Annotated in this window: 15 protein-coding genes; 7 read left to right on the plus strand and 8 right to left on the minus strand. The window is 65.4% G+C overall.

The annotated features are described in order from the left end of the window. Nucleotides 1-30: 30 nt before the first annotated feature. The gene (locus tag K8O92_25275; GenBank protein ID UAK31132.1) at nucleotides 31-645 is read left to right on the plus strand and encodes a TetR/AcrR family transcriptional regulator; all 615 of its coding nucleotides are present in this window, start codon (nucleotides 31-33) and stop codon (nucleotides 643-645) included. A 551-nt stretch (nucleotides 646-1,196) separates the two neighbouring features. Here the strand turns inward: K8O92_25275 and K8O92_25280 are convergent. Next, nucleotides 1,197-2,393 carry a L,D-transpeptidase family protein gene (locus K8O92_25280; GenBank protein UAK31133.1) on the minus strand — a complete coding sequence of 399 codons (1,197 nt, stop codon included), beginning with the start codon at nucleotides 2,391-2,393 and terminating at the stop codon, nucleotides 1,197-1,199. A 610-nt stretch (nucleotides 2,394-3,003) separates the two neighbouring features. On the opposite strand from K8O92_25280, the gene K8O92_25285 reads away from it, so the two are divergent. Beyond that, entirely contained in the window at nucleotides 3,004-3,258 is a 255-nt protein-coding gene (locus tag K8O92_25285; protein UAK31134.1) for a hypothetical protein, read from the plus strand. A 316-nt stretch (nucleotides 3,259-3,574) separates the two neighbouring features. Here K8O92_25285 and K8O92_25290 read toward each other — a convergent pair whose 3' ends face one another. After that, the gene (locus tag K8O92_25290; protein ID UAK31135.1) at nucleotides 3,575-4,096 is read right to left on the minus strand and encodes an OmpA family protein; all 522 of its coding nucleotides are present in this window, start codon (nucleotides 4,094-4,096) and stop codon (nucleotides 3,575-3,577) included. 463 nt (nucleotides 4,097-4,559) lie between these two features. Between K8O92_25290 and K8O92_25295 the strand changes: the two genes are divergently transcribed. Continuing rightward, complete coding sequence (locus K8O92_25295; protein UAK35936.1) at nucleotides 4,560-5,417, plus strand: hypothetical protein; 858 nt, start codon at nucleotides 4,560-4,562, stop codon at nucleotides 5,415-5,417. 280 nt (nucleotides 5,418-5,697) lie between these two features. Here the strand turns inward: K8O92_25295 and K8O92_25300 are convergent, their stop codons facing one another. The 3 genes from K8O92_25300 to K8O92_25310 form a co-directional block, all read right to left on the minus strand. Beyond that, the gene (locus tag K8O92_25300; GenBank protein ID UAK31136.1) at nucleotides 5,698-7,137 is read right to left on the minus strand and encodes a DUF2252 domain-containing protein; all 1,440 of its coding nucleotides are present in this window, start codon (nucleotides 7,135-7,137) and stop codon (nucleotides 5,698-5,700) included. 42 nt (nucleotides 7,138-7,179) lie between these two features. Beyond that, nucleotides 7,180-7,578: a hypothetical protein gene (locus tag K8O92_25305; protein ID UAK31137.1), complete on the minus strand. Its 399-nt coding sequence runs from the start codon at nucleotides 7,576-7,578 to the stop codon at nucleotides 7,180-7,182. Between the two features lie 209 nt (nucleotides 7,579-7,787). Further along, entirely contained in the window at nucleotides 7,788-8,324 is a 537-nt protein-coding gene (locus K8O92_25310) for a hypothetical protein (protein ID UAK31138.1), read from the minus strand. A 337-nt stretch (nucleotides 8,325-8,661) separates the two neighbouring features. On the opposite strand from K8O92_25310, the gene K8O92_25315 reads away from it, so the two are divergent. The 3 genes from K8O92_25315 (at nucleotide 8,662) to K8O92_25325 (ending at nucleotide 13,902) form a co-directional block, all read left to right on the plus strand. Then, nucleotides 8,662-10,506 carry a glycoside hydrolase family 15 protein gene (locus K8O92_25315; GenBank protein UAK31139.1) on the plus strand — a complete coding sequence of 615 codons (1,845 nt, stop codon included), beginning with the start codon at nucleotides 8,662-8,664 and terminating at the stop codon, nucleotides 10,504-10,506. Between the two features lie 13 nt (nucleotides 10,507-10,519). Continuing rightward, nucleotides 10,520-11,914, plus strand: coding sequence for an MFS transporter (locus K8O92_25320; GenBank protein ID UAK31140.1), 1,395 nt, complete (start codon nucleotides 10,520-10,522; stop codon nucleotides 11,912-11,914). A gap of 272 nt (nucleotides 11,915-12,186) precedes the next feature. Continuing rightward, nucleotides 12,187-13,902 (plus strand): alpha/beta-hydrolase family protein, encoded by a 1,716-nt coding sequence (locus tag K8O92_25325; GenBank protein ID UAK31141.1) that lies wholly within the window; start codon nucleotides 12,187-12,189, stop codon nucleotides 13,900-13,902. 22 nt (nucleotides 13,903-13,924) lie between these two features. Here the strand turns inward: K8O92_25325 and K8O92_25330 are convergent, their stop codons facing one another. The 3 genes from K8O92_25330 to K8O92_25340 all read right to left on the minus strand — a co-directional run bounded on the left by K8O92_25330 (nucleotide 13,925) and on the right by K8O92_25340 (nucleotide 16,069). After that, entirely contained in the window at nucleotides 13,925-15,094 is a 1,170-nt protein-coding gene (locus K8O92_25330; protein UAK31142.1) for a glutamate--cysteine ligase, read from the minus strand. Nucleotides 15,095-15,277: 183 nt separating this feature from the next. Next, entirely contained in the window at nucleotides 15,278-15,568 is a 291-nt protein-coding gene (locus tag K8O92_25335; GenBank protein ID UAK31143.1) for an SHOCT domain-containing protein, read from the minus strand. 48 nt (nucleotides 15,569-15,616) lie between these two features. Continuing rightward, entirely contained in the window at nucleotides 15,617-16,069 is a 453-nt protein-coding gene (locus tag K8O92_25340) for a DUF6325 family protein (protein ID UAK35937.1), read from the minus strand. Nucleotides 16,070-16,643: 574 nt separating this feature from the next. Here K8O92_25340 and K8O92_25345 point away from each other — a divergent pair. Continuing rightward, nucleotides 16,644-18,050, plus strand: coding sequence for a hypothetical protein (locus K8O92_25345; protein ID UAK31144.1), 1,407 nt, complete (start codon nucleotides 16,644-16,646; stop codon nucleotides 18,048-18,050). Nucleotides 18,051-18,078 lie beyond the last annotated feature (28 nt).

An 18,078-nucleotide genomic window follows, 5' to 3' on the forward strand; every position in this document is an offset into this window, starting at 1 on the left:
CCGATCGTATAGTCAGGTACGATCGTATTCATGACTCGCACAGGTGACGCCCGCCGCGGCGCGATCGTCGATCGCGCGATGCACATCGCGTCGGTCGAAGGCATCGAGGGTCTGACGCTAGGACGCTTGGCGGAGGCTGTGCGCACCAGCAAGAGCGGCATCCAGGCCCTCTTCGGCACGAAGCAGGAACTCCAACTCTCGATCGTCGCGGCGGCAGCGCGGGTCTTCGAGCGTGATGTACTGCTGCCCGCCGAGCGGGAGCCGGCCGGGCTCGCGCGACTGCGGGCGCTGATGTCGTTGTGGATCGACTACCTGGAGACATTCGAGGGCGGATGCCTCTTCGTCGCTGCCGCAAGCGAACTCGACGGCCGGTCTGGACCCGTCCGAGACGCGGTCGCGGACGCCGTCGCCCGAGCCGACGCCCTGCTCCAACGCGACGTCGAACTCGCCGTGCGCCTTCGGGAGCTTCCACCAGGCACAGACGTCGAGCAGCTCGTCTTCGAACTACATGCCATGGTGCTTCAGGCGAATCACGATCGCCAGCTTCTCCGCCGCGAGGACGCCCTGACGCGCGCCCGCAAGGCGGTCAACCGTCTATTGGACGGCAAGCAGCAATCGGGTGATGCAGCGTCGCCCAGCCGATAATTGCCCCGGAACGATACAAGGCCACGCGATGCCGTCTCACGAAGTTGAGGCGCCCCAGGTGGAACGACGCCATGCCTCAACTACTTGCAGCTCGTGGGCGAGGAGTTGAGCAACCTTGGAGACCATCGAGCAGAAGCCGGACACTGCAGCGACGGACACCAGCACGGCGTTCGCTGAGCTGGTGCGGGTAGCCGCCGGTGCGATCCGTTGCCGAGTCCGGCGAATTCCGCGATGACAGCCTCGACGGACTGCAGCAACGCATCTCCGCCGTTCAGCAGAGCGGATCGTCCAGCTCGTGTTCAACCAGTTCCCGCAGACGCGACTGGCTACTGCTGGGCACCATGGTGTCACTGCTTTCCACCACCCGGAGCGGCATCGGGTGAGTTGATCGCGGTTCCCGCTGCACAGGCCCCGCTGGAATTGGTGACCGGCCGTATCTCTGTGGCGGCAGTCGCCTTCCCACGTCACAGGGCGTCGCGGGCAGTAGGGTTGCCGACTGGGCAGGTGGCGGGTCGCTGGCGTCCGGTCCGTGCACTGTCGGAGAGTCGTGTTCATCGGTGGGCGCCACCGCGAAGCCAGTCGGTCCACGGGATGCTCCAGTCGCCGTTGTGCCAGATATCGAGGGGGTCGCCGCCGGTGTTGCGGACCTCGACGACGTCGCCGGGGATGACGAAGTCGTAGAACCATGTGGCGTCGGCAGGGGAGAGGTTCAGGCAGCCGTGTGAGACGTTGGTATTGCCTTGGGCCCACATGCTCGCAGCCAATTCGTGCACGAAGATTCCGTCGTGGCTGATTCGGACCGCGTGGTTGATGCTCGTGCGGTAGCCGAGCGCGGAGTTGGTGGGCAGGCCGTAGCTGGCGGAGTCCATGATCACCGGGTCATTCCGGTCCAGCACGGTGTAGATGCCGGGGCGAGTCCAGAACGACATGACTGTGCCGTCGACGACCGCGGTGCCGCCCATGCCCATCGAGGTGGGCATGGTGCGCACGAGGTTTCCGTTGTCGAAGACCTCGATCTGCTTGGTGTCGTCGTCGGCGATCGCGACGTGCGAGGGCCCGATGATCACCGAAACCCGTTGGTCACGCAGGCCGTAGCGGCCCTCGCCGAGCGCGCGGCCGAAGAGTTCGGCCGCGACCGTGATCCGGGTTCTCGGTGCGTGATAATGCTCCGGCCGCCAGTGTGCGTTGTGATCGTCGAGCCAGTACCAGGCACCGGTGACGGCCGGCTGGGTGGTGACCTTCAGGTGGCGTTCCGCGGCTGCCCGATCGACGGGTTCATCGAAATGGGCGACGAGCACGAAACCTACTCCATAGATGTGGTTTTCGGCCAGCTCGATGAGATTGGCGGAGCGGAGGGAGACGTCGATGAGCTGTTGCGGTGCCACCGTGGTGCAGGTTGCCGTCGCGGTGACGTCGCCGGTTTCGCCGTGAGCCACCGCTGTGGCGGTGTAGGTGTGTCCGTAGCCGAGTGGTTCGGTGCTCGTCCAGGTTCGCTGGTCGGGTGCCGCTGCGCCCGGCAGCGATCTACCCGTTTCATCGATCCATTCGACCGACCGCAGCGTCCCGTCGGTGACGGTGATCGTGCCGGGGTGGCGCGCTTCGACATCGTGGGTGCCGGGTGGGGGATCGAATCGGATGGTGGCGGGTTTGGGTGGTGACGCGAGTTCTCGTGACCATCCCCATCCGGCCAGGGTGAGACCGCCCGCACCGGCGAAACCGATCAGCAGCCGACGACGTCCCAATGCCACCGTCCATCTCCCTTCTCCGGGTGCTGGGCCGACCTCTGTCCGCCCAGCATGCGGCTGCTACGCGCCGGCCGTGGTACCGACGACCACCATCTCCACCGATCCGCCGCACAACTGATACCGTTCCTCGATCGATCCGGGCCCCGTAAAACGGGATGTGGCGGCGGGCGCGGTGGCGGTCGGCATCGAGCCGGGCCGCTTCGACTGCGCAGAAGGCGGTGGTTCCGTAGGTGTCTCGACCTCGGAGGACTCCCCGCGTCTGCTGACCGTGGTGGTCCACGGCGTCGAGCAGATAGGTGAATCACTCTCGGCCGTCCTGCTGGCCGGTGCCACGAATCTCGGCCTGACCAGCGGGCATCTCCTACGGCATCCGCACCTGGACCAAGGAGTGGTACGTGCGGGAGGAGACGCTGCGGGCAGCGAACCTGGCGCTCATTGGCTACCAACAGCGGTCTGCCGCGGGCCGCGACCTTCTGGGCGGGAACTCTGTCCTCGAGCGACGGGCAGCGGTTCCCCACACGCGGCAAGTCGATCACCGCCAGAGTTCTGAGCAGGTAGTTCGCGACACCCTGTTCTGAGTAACGGCGGGCCCGAGACCTCGAAGGGGGCGCTGATGACTTCCATACCGCCCCTGCGGGCCATGTTGCTCGATCAGCTCATCGACGCCAGCCGTGTGATGGCCACTCTCGTGGCCGACCGCAGTGGCACCACTGCCGACGATCCAATGGTCCGCGCGAGCGTTGGTGCTGTCGTCGGAGCAGGTTTCGCTACCGTCCTGGCGGCACAGGAGAACCCGCAGGCTGATTTCACCACCCTGCTCGACGAAACGCTCAGCGGGCTGGCCGTCGTCACGGCCGATCCAGGATGACATGGCCGACTGAACCCTTCATCGTCTTATCGGTGACACCAGGCCGGTTCGAGGGATCCGGCAACGGAGCCGACCACGGGTGTCGGACCTCGGATGGACACTCCAGGACCGGGTTGAAGGGTTTGGGCCACCCAAACTCCGGATCCTTCGATGTCGTCGAATGACCCGTTGACGACATGTCGCCGAGGTGGTTCCGGCCCAGCCCGGACCTCGCGTGGATGCTGTTTCTCGACTGGGCGGCTACATCGAATCCCTGCGGCGCTGTCGCTGAGCATCCCCATCGAGTCCCCGAGTCGATGACACCGGGTTGATGTGGCTATTCGGCGACCACCGCTATCTGCGCCGCATCGACCTGAACATCCGCCGTGGTCGGGTTGGCCTCGGCCTGCACGGTGATCCGCGCCTTATCGATGCCTTCGGCCTCGAGCTCCGCCGCGATGTTGTCGCCACGGGCTTTGGCCAGGGATTTGGCGGCAGCTGCATTCGAATCCTGGGCGTAGGTCGTGATCTTTACCCTGGTGTCGTTCCCTTTCAAGGGGATCGCGACTGCTTTGATGGTCGCGACATCCACCGCGCTGAGATCCGAGCTGCCACTGTCGAAGGTGATCGGCACGGCGGCAAGCGCCGCGTTGATGCCGTCCTGAACCTTTTGCTGCGCGGTGTTCAGAACCGAACTCACGACAGAGGACGCAGTCGTTGCGATACCACTCCGCATACCGTGCGTACTGTCGTTCGTCGGCGTCGTCGAATCGGATCCGCCATTGGACCCGCACCCGGCGGTCATGATCAAAACGATCGCCGTCGCGGCAATCCCGCTGACACTTTTCCTGGATGTCATCGGCCTACTCCTGCGTTCGGTGGGGAATTCCGTTTGCGTCATAACGCGATGCTCGATTTCGGCACTTCCGTAGTCCCGACCCTCATGGGTCCGCGCGCGTAGGTAGAGCGAAGCTGCCGACACAGTGATCCTCACCCAGGTGCACCCGTCGGGGTGTCGTTTCGCAGTCGATCGGTATACAGGGCAAGGCTCAGTCGGGCTTTTCCCACGGAATTGATATAAGTCGACATCGTTGCCTAGATGACGGCGTAACGTCGATTCGACAGGATACGTGCTTCTGGTGATCCAGTCAGGCGGCGACCGACTGCGGGCGAGTCGGACATCGAGGTGGATGGAATCCTTCGTTGATCAGGCTGCTGGCCGCGCCGGTGCGTCTGAACCGGGACCAGTCACGAGAATCCGATCTTTCCCGGCTGAACGAGCAGAAGGACAGTGAAGCGCGGTGCGGTCCGTGAAATTGTCTGTGGCGTTGGCCCGAGAGGTATCGCTCGCGCGAACGCACGCCGCGACCGGCTGGCTACGAGGAACTCCGTACGGTCGCACGCTGCGCCGCGTGATCGAGGGACTCGCGGAGATCCAGATCGTGGATCGGTCACTGGCGCTTGCCGCGCAGATATTCACCTCCGTGCTTCCGGTGATAATTGCCGCATCCGTTTTCAGTGGCTGGCATGGGGCGGCGAACACGATCAAGGACCAGTTCGGCTTCGATTCCGAATCGCTGGTCGTGGGCGGGGAATCCACACTGACCGATCCGTCGGTGGCCGCCTTCGGTGTGGTCGGACTTCTGATGGTCCTGCTCGGCGGCACGTCGTTCGCTCGGGCGCTCGCGCGCGTCTACGAGGCGGTCTGGAAGGTGCCCGTGGTCGGTCCGCGAGACGCGTGGCGGTGGCTGGCCGCGCTGCTGGCCGTCGCTTCGGCCGCGGGCCTGGTGGGGCAGACACGCGAACTCACACAGATCCGTTACGTGGGTCGGCCGCTGGCCCTGCTGAGTGAGGTGGCCATCTGGGCGTTCGTCTGGATGCTCGCCCCCTTCCTTCTCACCAAGGGAGCGCTGACCGGGCGTCTGCTGTGGGTGTCCGGCGTGCTCACGGCAGCCGGTTTGACCGCCGTACACCTGGTAGGCCGCTTCGCCTTGCCTCGCATCACAGCGAACGCGAAGGAGCACTTCGGCCCGCTGGGGCTGGCGTTCACCTCGGTCAGTTGGCTTTTCCTCATGTCGGTCGTGATAGTGGGGGCGGCATCGGTCGTGAAGGGGCTCGCCCTGGACGAGACCCCTCTCGGTCGCTACCTCCGGGGCCCGAATGGCGACGACCGCGAATGACGCTGTGGGTTGCGGTGTCGCGCCGGCGTTCGGAGGCGAACCCAATCGACGGTGGGTTCGGCGGGACGGACCCCTGGACGGTGGCGTGGAACCCGGACCCGCAGGACGGCGGGCTCGATCGTGAAGCGCACCGGGGGTGGAGAGCAGGGGTGACTCACCGTCGACGCCGACCGGGGCGTCGGGTCCGTCGGCGTCGATGACCGCGAACGCTGCCCGCGCCCACCAGCGCTGAGATCGGGTGGCTGGGTCGGGAGGAGGAGGGGCGGTTGCTTGTCATCGGTTACACCCCGAACTGGGCAGTGACCATGCCGTCGTCGATCGCCTTGCGTAACGCGGCGTGGTCGCGTGCGTTCTGGGCGGCGTAGTCCTCGGCGAACGCGGACATCGCTTCATCGAAGTCATCGTCGGAGTCGAGATAACCCGCGATCGCGAACCGGTCTCCTGCGCGTGCGTGCGCCTGGGCGAGCACGCGTGCGCACAGGCGGCCGTACCGGGCCATCAGGTCGGGGGACATGGTTTCGACGACAGCGGATCCTTTACCGTCGCGGAGCTGGCGGACATAGAAATCCCGCACCACTCCGTCGGTGTCGATGCCTTGCTCCCAGCCCACGAAAATGTCACCGGCGGCCTGCATCAGCCGCTGACCGGCCACGACACGTTCGCCCTGGTTGGCGAAGGTCGGGCCCTCGAGGTACCCCGCGAGGACGGACGGTAGCGCTTCCTTGGCCTGTAGGAACAGCGGGTCGTCGCTCGGCCCGCGGAGAAGGATGATCCAGGCCCGGGTCCCCACGCTGCCCACACCGACGACCTTCCGTGCCGCCTGGACGTATTCGAATCGATCGAACAGGACCCGCCAGTTGGGTTGCAGCGTGTCGCGGTAGTGACGGAGCCGTTCGATGAGTGTGCGGTCCAACTGCTCGGCCTCGGCGTCGGTGAAGATTTCCTCGATCGGGACGATCAGCGGCGGCATGCTCACGATCCTCGGCCGCCCGTCCACGACAGTGGTCAGCTTTGCCAGCGCCTGAACGCTGTCTCGGCCCCACGATTTGTCGATCGTCTTCTGGATGCGTTTTCTGGTCGAGGAATCGAGGACCTCGCGCAGCTCGTCCATCTGGGTCGCGGCGTCGACGCGGGAGTACCAAACCGCCAGCTCTCCGTGTCCGGCTTGGTCGGTCATCGTTTCGCGGTACTCGGCGGCGCAGGCGCGGGTGCTTCTCCTTCGCTGTTTGCCACTGTGGTTGTTGTCGTGCCCGGCGACCGCGAGGCTTGCGACGAGTCGTTTGACATCCCATTCGAACGGGCCGGGATAGGTTTCGTCGAAGTCGTTGAGATCGAAGGCGAGTTTGCGTTCCGGTGTAGCGAAAAGCCCGAAGTTGCTCAGGTGCGCGTCGCCACACAGTTGGGTGTACAGCCCGGTGGTCGGGGCGTGCGACAAGTCGTCGGCCATGACCAGGGCGGCGCCGCGGTAGAAGGCGAACGGCGAAGCGGCCATCCGCCCATACCGCACCGGGACGAGTTCCGGAATCCTGGTGCCCGCCTGGATTTCGAGCAGGCCGATCGGGTCGCGGTCGCGAATGGCATCGTGCTCGGCTATGGCGCCGAACGGTGTACGGCGCTGTGCCGTCTTGCCGTATTCGATGCGGTCGGCCCGCGTCCGTTCGCCGGTCACGTCAGCGCGCCCGGCGTGCCGCGCAACGGAGGGATCGTTTTGCGCTGTCATGACTTATGCACCGCATCGAGTATTCACGCAGAGAAAATTCGACTAAATGCGTTCGGGTCTCCACGTCGCGACCGCCCAGATCACAACGACATCGAGTGCGATGATCAGTATCGACCACCAAGGGTAGTGCGGCAGCCAGAGGAAGTTGGCCAGGATCGACAATGCGGCAATAACGATCGCGGAGACACGGGCCCAGCCCGCTCCGGTGAACAACGCGAAGCCGATGACCATGAGTAGCGCGCCGAGCACGATGTGAATCCAACCCCAGGTCGTGAAGTCGAACTTGTATACATACTCGACACCCGTTATGAAGACCTCGTCTTCTGCCACCGCGGAGATCCCCTGGAACAACTGGAGAAGGCCCACGGTGACGAGGATGATTGCGGCCCCTATAGAGGTTCCTGCCGCGACGCCCTGTTTGACCGACGAATTCTCGGACATAATCGCTCCTATCCTCGACCGATCGAATACCGACGATTCTCCGCCGAAAGCACGCGCCGGTGTGCTGGATCACGGATATGCCGTCACCACCTGCAAGAGCCCGCGCCGACCGGGAGCGCCTGAGGCCGAACGACCGGGCTCAGCACCCAATGCGATACGAGGACACACTCCGGTAGGTCGACGCGCGCGAATCACATCGTCCACACGTATCAGTGGGTGAGGATCACCTTGATTCCCACGACGGTGGTGGCCGCGCAGACCAGCAACACCGCCGCGAGCAGCGTCCAACGATTGGGCCGCTCCCCGTGGAGTCGACCGACGACGAAGACGATTCCGCCGATCCGCACCAGCATGGCCGCCTCCGCGAGCAGTTGCGCTGTGCGTGGATCGATCCACCCGATCGCCGCGGCCGCGAGAATCGCGCAGGGCAGCACCGCCGAGCTGAGAATGGGCAAGGAGTCACGCAGGTCCGCCCACCGCTCCTGGGCAGAGAGCGCGTGGCTCTGGCGCACCGATTGACCGATACCTTCCGCGAAGGCATGCGCGATGAACGTGGACAGGGCGGTGCCGAGGACGACCCAGATGCCGACATACTCGGCGGACGGCGTGACCGGTATGAGTGCGGCGAGGATCAGCACGTTGCCGTAGATGTACGCGCTGATCCGGCTGGCCGCGTTTCGGCGGTCGAGCGGAACGTTCCGGGAGAACAGTGGCCCGTGCAAGAGCGCTTGTCTGCTGCGTTCCATCAGTCCTCACAGTGTTCGTCGAGCGACACCGGTCTCATCATTGACGAATCTCGAGGGTTGTCGAGTAGTTGCTGATCCCGCCGGCAGTCGAGTGAGGTTCGATGCCGCCGCATCGAAAGTTCGATCGAGATGCGGTTTCCGGGGCTACCCAGAATGTCAGTCCGATCGCCACAAGTTTGCCTCATGGAACAGATGTACTTCGTCAGCCCTCTCCCTTTCGCCGACGGCGCGGCGCACACTGAGAAGGACAGTCCTTCCGGAGAGGAGGTGCAGGCGCTCGAGTGGGCCAGTTCGGCCATTCGGTTTATGCCCGATTTCCCGGTATGAAGGAGTACTCGTGAACGCCTACCCATCGATCGCCGAGCACGGCATCGTCGGCGATCTGCAGACTACGGCATTGGTCTCGTCTGCGGGCACGATCGACTGGTGGTGCACACCGCGGTTCGATTCACCCAGCCTCTTCGCGTCGCTACTGGACAGCGAGCGGGGCGGACATTGTCGCCTGGCCGCCGATGTCACAACGGAGGATATGGCTGTCCGCCAGCTGTATCTGCCGGATACAGCAATCCTCGTTACTCGGTTCATGGCGCCTGAAGGGGTCGGGGAAGTTGCCGACTTCATGGAGCCGATTCGCGATTCCGCGCCCACCGACCGACATCGACTGGTGCGCGTGGCCCGGGTGGTCCGGGGGAGTTTGGCGCTTACGCTCGATTGCCGCCCACGATTCGACTACGGACGCGCCACGCACACTCTGGAACGGCTCGGCGACCGAGCCGCGGTCTTCCACGGCCCCGGCACGGATCTGCATCTGCAGACCACCGACCCGGTGTTGCTGCACGCCGAGGACGGAGACGTCACGGCCGGGTTCACGCTTTCCGAAGGGGAGACCGCTGTGATCGCGTTGACCAGCGTGGCGAGTGGCGGCCCGGCGCCAGCGCATCCGTCGCGGGAGGATGTCGCCACCGCCTTCGAACAGTGTCGGGGTTTCTGGCAGTCCTGGTTGCGTTCGTCCACTTACCGTGGCCGGTGGCGGGACATGGTCAACCGTTCGGCGATCACCTTGAAATTGCTCACCTACGCACCCAGTGGAGCGCCGATCGCCGCCGCCACGATGGGCCTGCCGGAGCAAATCGGCGGCGAGCGCAACTGGGACTACCGCTACACCTGGATCCGGGATGCCTCCTTGTCGGTCCGGGCATTGATCGATCTCGGCTTCACCGACGAGGCACTGGCTTTCCGGCGCTGGCTGCGTGACCGCCTCGACGCCCACGGCACGGCCTCCGGTGAGCCGCTGCAGATCATGTACCGAATCGACGGTGATCCCCATTTGGACGAGGAGGTACTCGACCATCTGGAGGGCTACCGCGGTTCCGCGCCAGTGCGGGTCGGGAACGCGGCGGCCGATCAGATCCAACTCGATATCTACGGTGAGGTCGCCGATGCTCTGGCTCAATCGTCGGATATGGGTGGCATCTGGGGTTGGCGGTCCTTCGCGAACCTGACCGACTGGCTGGCCGAACACTGGGACCGGCCCGACGAGGGAATCTGGGAAACGCGAGGCGGCCAACAGGAATTCACCTATAGCCGACTGATGACGTGGGTGGCGTTCGATCGCGGTATTCGATTGGCCACCGAGTACTCCCGGCCCGCTGATGTGGCCCGCTGGACGCAGGCGCGGGACGCGGTCTTCGCCCAGATCGTCGAACGCGGCTGGAGTGCGAAACGGCAGGCGTTCGTGCAGCACTACGCCACCGATGTGCTGGACGCGTCACTGCTGCTGATGCCACGCATGGGGTTCCTGTCACCGCGGGACGCGGCGTGGCTGAGCACCCTGGATGCCATGGACGACGAGCTGGTGAGGGACAGCCTGGTCTACCGCTACGATCCCGAGGCATCCCCGGACGGTCTGCGCGGCGTCGAAGGCACCTTCAACCTGTGCAGCTTCCTGTACGTCGAGGCGCTCGCCCGTGCGGGCCGGGTGACCCAAGCCCGCTACGCCTTCGACAAAATGCTCACCTACGCCAATCACGTCGGGCTCTTCGCCGAGGAGATCGGCCCATCCGGCGAGCAACTGGGCAACTTCCCTCAAGCATTCACCCACCTGGCCCTGGTCGCGGCCGCCATGGCCCTCGACGAGCAACTCGACCGCGCCGAGGCCCAGCCCGCGGCGACGCCTGGATAGGCCGAGCAGCCGGATGGCCGGTACCGGTGTGTCCAGCCCACCCCGCGGTGCGCTCGTTCCGCTGGCGCTCGCGCAGTTCATCTGTAGCTTCGCCGGTTCGAACATGAACGTGATGATCAACGACATCAGCGCGGACCTCGACACGACTCCGCAGGGCGTGCAGATTGCGATCACGATCTTCCTGCTGGTCATGGCCGCGCTGATGATTCCCGGCGGCAAGCTCACCGATCGCTACGGCCGCAAACGGTGTTTCGAGCTGGGGCTGATGATCTACGGTGTCGGCGCCGTATTGAGCGCCCTCGCGCCCGGCCTCGGTGTGCTGATCCTGGGCAACTCGATCCTCGAGGGTATCGGCACCGCCATGCTGATTCCGCCCGTCTACATCCTCACAACCCTTCTGTTCACCGAAACGACCTCGCGCGCAAAGGCATTCGGCACGATCATGGCGCTGGGTGGCATCGGTGCCGCGGCGGGACCATTGCTCGGCGGTGTCATCACCTCAACGCTCGGCTGGCGAGCGGCATTCGTGTTCCAAGCATTGGTGGTCGCGGTGATCGTGCTGCTCGGGCGGCGCATCGTCGACCCCTTGCCGCCGGACCCGACTCGGACCTTCGACGTGGGTGGCGCGATTCTCTCGGCGGCCGGACTGATCCTGCTCGTGACAGGCATTCTGGCCGCCGACGACAACGGCTGGCTCATGCTCGCCCTGCTGCTACTCGGCGCAGGGGTCCTGCTGTGCTTCTACCTCTTCATTCGCGCCAGGGAGCGAGCCGGCCGCGAGCCGCTCATCTCGAGCAGCCTGTTCCGCAACCGTACTTCCAACTTGGGTCTGGTCACCGAGCACATCCAATGGCTGCTGCTGATGGGAACGTCGTTCGTGGTGGCGGCGTATCTGCAGGTTGTGCGGGGATACAACGCGATCGAGACCGGCGTGATCTTCACCGCGGCCACCCTGGGACTGCTGGCGTCGTCTCTCGCGGCCGCCCGGCTGGCGCGACGGCGGGCCCAGCGCACCCTCATCATGGCGGGCTTTCTGGTGACCATCGCCGGCATCGGCGTGCTGCTCGCGCTGGCGGGCCGCTTCGTGAATCCCTGGGCGTTCGCGCCCGGATTGCTGCTGATCGGATTGGGCCTCGGCGTCATGCTGACCCCGGCGGTCAATGTCGTTCAGTCCAGCTTCGGCGAGGACCAACAGGGCGAAATCTCCGGGCTGTCGCGCAGCGTGTCCAATCTCGGCTCCTCGCTCGGCACAGCCATCGCCGGCACTATCCTCGTCGCCGGGCTCTCCGCCCACGCCTACGCCGCCTCGATGATCGTTCTGGCTGTCATCGGAGCCGCCGGATTCCTCGCCGCAGCGTCGCTACCTCGGCAGGCCACTGCGGCTGCGGAGAGCCGTGGGGCCGGGTGAGGAAGAGTCACTCCGTGCGCAAGAGCCGCCGCGCCTGACGGTCTGCGCTGATGCGGTCGCTCGCGTGTTGCGCATCGGGACGGAAGCGGTGAGAGTACCGAGCGCCGCATGGTGCGCGGCAGAGTGTCTCCTCACGTTCGCCGGCGACGACAAATTTCCGGTCGAGCGCCCGGGGCGCCGAGAGCGACCCCACAATACAAGCGAGCGATGGGCAGCATTCACTATGCCTGCAACAGGTCAGCAATCCTGATTCTGCCGCTAAGCTTGTCAGCGTGCCGACCGATGTGATCGACGGTGCAGCCGACCGCGAACCCGGTTCAGTCCGCTCCCGCAGCCATCATCACTGGCTGCCGAACCGATATGCCTTCGGCGGATGGGTTGTCGCGGTGCTGTTCGCATGGTTCTCGTTGACGCCCACACTTCTGCCGCGCGGCCCGTTCTTTCAGGGGCTGGTCACTGGCGTATCGGCAGCAATCGGCTATGGCATCGGGTTCCTCGGCTCGAAGTTGGTCCGCTACCTTGTGCAGCGGGAGCTGCCGGCACGGGTGAAAACCGCTGTGCGTCGTACGGCGGTGGTGATCGCGTTGGCCGGGACCGTGGTGATGCTCGTATGGTTCGGCGACTGGCAATCGCGTCTGCGGGAACTCATGAACGCCGCTTCCTTCCCATGGTGGGGTTATGTCCTCATGGTGGTGCTGGCGGTCGTGTTCTACGTCGGGTTGGTGGCGCTCGCGCGCCTGCTCCTGCACGCGGTGCGGTGGGTCGAACACAAGGTCAGCCGGGTGATACCGCGGCGGATCTCGGCGACGGTGATCGGAGTTCTGGTGGTAGCCCTGCTGGTTGCGCTCGTCAACGGGGCGGCGGTGCGCGTGATCATGTCCGGGCTCAACAATTCCTTCGCAGCACTCAACCAAGAGACCAAGGCCGGTGACGACCCGCCGGCCTCGTCGCTGCGGTCGGGCGGCCCGGGCTCGCTGGTCAGCTGGGATTCGCTCGGGCGTCAAGGTCGTGCGTTCGTCTCGCGCGGCCCGACCGTCGATGAACTATCCGCCTTCCATGGCGGACGGCGCGCGACGGAGCCGATCCGTGCCTACGCGGGGCTCGCCAGCGGTGGTGACTCGATCCGGGAGAATGCCCAGTTGGCGGCTGACGAACTCGAACGTGCCGGCGGCTTCGAGCGCGCCGTGGTCGCCGTGGCGGTCACGACCGGTACGGGGTGGATCAACGAAAGTCTCGCGTCCTCGCTGGAATACATGTACAACGGCGACACCGCCATCGTGGGGCTGCAGTATTCCTATCTGCCGAGTTGGCTGTCGTTCCTGGTGGACAAAGAGCGGGCCGGACAGGCCGGCGAGGCGCAGTTCGAGGCGGTGTACGACAAGTGGAAGAAGCTGCCGCCGGAGTCGCGGCCGAAGCTCGTCGTGACGGGGGAAAGCCTCGGCTCTTTCGGGGGCGAGAGTGCTTTCGGCGATGTCGACGATGTCGAGCTGCGGACGGATGGTGTGCTGTTCACCGGCCCACCCAATGCCAACCGGATATGGACCGACGTCACGACGAACCGGGACGCGGGCTCCCCGGAACGGTTGCCGGTCTACGAGCAGGGCCAGACCGTGCGTTTCGGTGCGCAAGCGCCCGCGGACCTCGCACGCCCTGATGCCCCTTGGGAACGGCCACGGATGGTCTATTTGCAGCACGCCTCCGATCCGATCGTCTGGTGGACTCCGGAACTTGTATTGCGCAAGCCGGATTGGCTTCGAGAGGACCGGGGCGCGGATGTGCTCGACAACACCCAGTGGTATCCCTTTGTGACGTTTCTGCAGGTGGCGGCCGATATGGCAGTGTCGACCAGCGTTCCCGACGGGCACGGACACACCTATGTCGTCGACATCGCGGACGCATGGAGCGCGATACTCTCGCCCGACGGCTGGACCGCAGCGGACAACGACCGCCTGAGAACCACACTCGCCGGTATCGGCGGAGACGGCTGACCTATTTGCTTCACATTTGTCGTCACCGTTCGAGCGCCGGCTGGCCTCCCTCGGTGATTCGGCATCCCTCGGTTGTCAGGTGTGATGCCGTGCCGAGGACCGCCATGAGGCCGTCGGTGCGCAGAGCGCGGCGCTGCCGCATGGCGCCATTGCCACCGGCGAGGACCGCCGCAATCGCATCCCGGGTGTGCGCGTAGTCGCCGGATTCCTCGAGACACGGCCGGGTGTAGGAGAGCAGACGATTCAACAGTCGGACTGCCGGTACCAGGCGCCGTGTTGCTATGTCGAATCCCGAACCCGCGAGGCCGTCGCGTGCTGCTCGCCAGCACGCCGACCGCAGCTGCCCTTGGTCGATCGGATCAGCGACCCGACCGCTGTCCACTGCGGCCACGGCCGTGACGACCAGTGCCCGGACCAGCGTCGCCAAGAGCACGGTTTCGGCGACAGTGGCCGGAACGTCGCTGATACGGATCTCGATCGTGGGGAAGTGCGCGGACAATCGCACGTCCCAGTAGACCATTGCGGTGTCGAGGATGCTTCCGCTCTCGCGAAGCATCTCGACTGCGTCGTCATAATGGCCGGCCGACCGGAAATACGGCGGTGGCCCAGCGCTGGGCCACCGCGACCATTGAAGATGACGCCAACTGGCGTAGCCCGTGTCGGAGCCGCCGGTGATGGGGGAGTTCGCAGTCAGCGCCAGGAGGGTCGGCAACCACGGCCGCAGATGGTTGCTGACCTGAACCGCAACCTCCCGGTCGGGCACACAGACGTGGACGTGGCAACCACAGATCACCTGTTCGGTGAGTTCCCCGAACCACTCCGCCATCCGCCGATACCGCGGTGTCTCGGTCAGGGATCTGGTCGGCGGAAGCCACAGGGGGACACCCAGGGCAAGCAGCCGGGCTTCGGCCCGCGCCGCCGCCTGCGCTGCCAGAAGCCGCGCCCTACCCAACTCGTCCCGCAACGCCGGAATAGTCGTGCACACGGGGGTAGAGGTCTCGAGCTGGCATTTGGAGAGCTCCAATTGCACCTCGATGCCCGAAGCTGCGGCTGCGACAGCGGTGCTGGTCAACGAGGGACGACCAGTGACCGGATCGACCAGAACGAACTCTTCCTCGACGCCGACGGTGAATTGCTCGATCCCGTTACCGCACCGCGGACCGGACGAATTCATCGACACAGCAGTTGCCATGGCGACCTCCGACCGAACAAATTCCGACCGTCCGACCCGCCGATTCCGGTGCACAGACGTCGAGACAACACCATTCGGAGTTCGGACTGTGATCCTCGCGGTTACTCCGCACCGCATCGACCCGCACTCTGACCGAGGATAAAATTCCGTTGCCGTAGAGCAGTGGCGTGGAAACAACTTACTTCAGGATCGGAGAATTCTGGCCTTCTCGGCTTCGAACTCGGTATCGGTAAGCACACCTTGCGCTTTGAGCTGGGCGAGTTCCTTCAGTGCGGTGATCCGGTCCATCCCCGCACCGGGGCCGGATTGCGGTGCGGGCGCGGGTTGCGGTGCCGCATACTGCGCGTCAGGAGCGTACTGCGCATCCTGCATGGCCCACCGCTCTCCCTGCCGTCGGGAGACGCGGTTGGAGACAGCGGTCGCAGTTCCGGCGACCATGGCGGTGCGGGCTACGCCGCGAAGCAAACCGGGCATGATGCTCTCCTTGATCGGTCGAGCTGACGACGCGATTTTGCGTTGTTGCTAACGGGTTTCCGTCTCGATAGCGCCGAGCGACGACAAGATGCTCTGCATTGGGATGCGTCCGGTGGCCACGAGTTCGGCGCCGTTGCGGCGCAGCGCGGACGCGAAGGGCGCCGCCCACCTGTTCTCGTAGATCAGGATCGCGGCCGAACATCCCGGCTCGAGCGCTCGGCCCGCTTCCCTGCGGTCGGCATCGTCGAGCAGGCCCGATCCCGCCTCCGCGAAGAGGGCGATGTCGATATCCCCTTCGAGACCGACGTCAGCTATGTCGATTCCGGAGAGGGAGCCGTCGACATCCTTGCGGACGAACGCCAGGTCCAACACTCGGATAATGCCGCGCTCGACGAGGTCGCGCAGCAACGGTAGCGCCGAACCGTTCGGAGGCCTATCGGCTGGGAATTCGATCACGAGATAATCGACGGGACCTAATGCGTCGATATCGGTTTCGGTCACTGTAGCCTTCTTTCTGTAACGAATAAGAGTCGTATCAGCGACTCTCACAGAAGCTGCTTCCAGTTCACTGCGGGATCGAGTGCCGTCGATTCGAGAAATCGTCGGCGTCAGTGGTGCTAATCTGAGTCCTAGCGTACGCCCTGACCGTCACCAGGTCGCTGATTCCAGCCGGACCTCGAAAGTCCTGGCCCGTATTGATCCGGCGTTGATAGCACATGCTGCTTCTATGCAGAGTTCTACTGGAACGGGACCCGCCTGGCGGTTAGGACGCAGGTGTGATCCGGCGCTGTATCAACCCCTGTGGCGGACCCGAATCATCGCCCTCGGCGTAGGGGCGATCCGGTCCGTCTCGACCTGGAACCTCGCGCCCTCGGCGGACCGCACCGCCGAGACCGGGGCGGCGCCGTCCTCACCCGAGACCGGGCCGGCGCCGCCAACCCCGACCGCACGACAGCGGTTGCCGCAGTTGCTCGTGGCCGACGAAAAGTAGGTGCTGAGGCACGGACAACCGCCACCATCGTCTCAGTGGATGTCGGACCACTGCCCGTATTCGTTCGCGAAGTGAGGGGTACCGATGGCTCCCGAGAACACGCACGGCGGCAAGTTGAGCGCCGACGAACGCGCCGAACTCGAGCGGCTGCGGGCAGAAGTGGCCGCACTGCGGACGAAGGGCCCGGCCGCGGCGGCGCCGGTACGCCGGCCGCCCCGACATGGGTGGCGGTGGACCGCGGTGGCGATCTTGACGGTGCTGGTCGCAGTTCTGGCGATCACCACCGTAGTGTCGCGGTACGTACGCGGCGAGGTCCTCGACACCGACCGGTACCTGAGCACAGTGGCGCCGCTGGGCTCGAATCCGATACTGCAGACCGAGGTCTCCGACACGATCACCGACGAGATCTTCACCCGCGTCGACATCGAGGGCCTCACCACGGACGCGCTGGCCGCCCTCACCGACGCCGTCCCGGCGACCGCGAACCGGCCGCGGGTGGATCGCGCGGTCGAAGGGCTGGCGCCGGTGATCACCCAGCAAGCCCGCAGCTTCGTCAACGACACCGTGCTGTCGTTCGTGCGCAGTGACCAATTCGAGGACCTGTGGCTGCAAGCCAACCGCGCTGCCCACACCGCCTTGGTGGCCGCGGCGACCGGGCACGTCGGCCCGGAGTCGGTGACCGTCGACGAGAACGGCACGGTGACCCTCTCCCTGGCCACGGTGATCGACAACGTCAAAGCCCGGCTGCTCGACCGCGGCTTCACCTTTGCCGAGAAAGTCCCCGCGGTCGACAAACAATTCGTGCTGTTCCGATCTCCGGAACTCGTGCGGGCTCAGCAGGCGGTCGACGCGCTCGACAAAGCCTCGGCAGTGCTGCCGTGGGTGACGATCGCGGCCGCGATCGCCGCGATCGTCACGCCACCGCCGGGTCATCGACGCCGCGCCCTGGCCTTCGTCGGACTCGGCATCGCGGCGGGCATGCTCGTCCTGGCCATCGCGCTGATCGTCGCCCGGGCACTGTATGTGGACAAGATTCCGCCTGACGTGCTGTCACCGGGCGCTGCCACGGCGATTATCGACACGATGCTGGTGCCGCTGCGAAGCGCGTTGCGCGCGGTCGCCGTACTCGGCCTGGCGATCGCACTGGGCGCTTACCTCACCGGAAACTCGGCCTCCGCCGTCGCGGTGCGCAGTGGGTTCGAACGTGGCGTGGACGCGGTGCAGCGCATCCGGCGATCGCGTCCGCCCAACCCGGTCGAAGCTTGGGCTTTCCGGGCCCGCACCGCGCTGCGATGGGCGATCATCGGTGTCGCCGCGCTCCTACTGATGTTCTGGCGCTACCCCACCGGACTGGTGGTGGTGTGGGTCCTCCTCGGCGCGCTGCTCGCGCTGCTCGCGCTGGAACTGCTGATCCGGCCCGCCCGTGCCTGGCAGGACAAGTCCGATGCGAACAACGCCACCGGGACACGGCCGGGACCGGTCGGCGCCTGACTCGACCGTCCTCGCCCTCCGGTGCAGG

Source organism: Nocardia asteroides, from assembly GCA_019930625.1.
GTDB lineage: Bacteria > Actinomycetota > Actinomycetes > Mycobacteriales > Mycobacteriaceae > Nocardia > Nocardia sputi.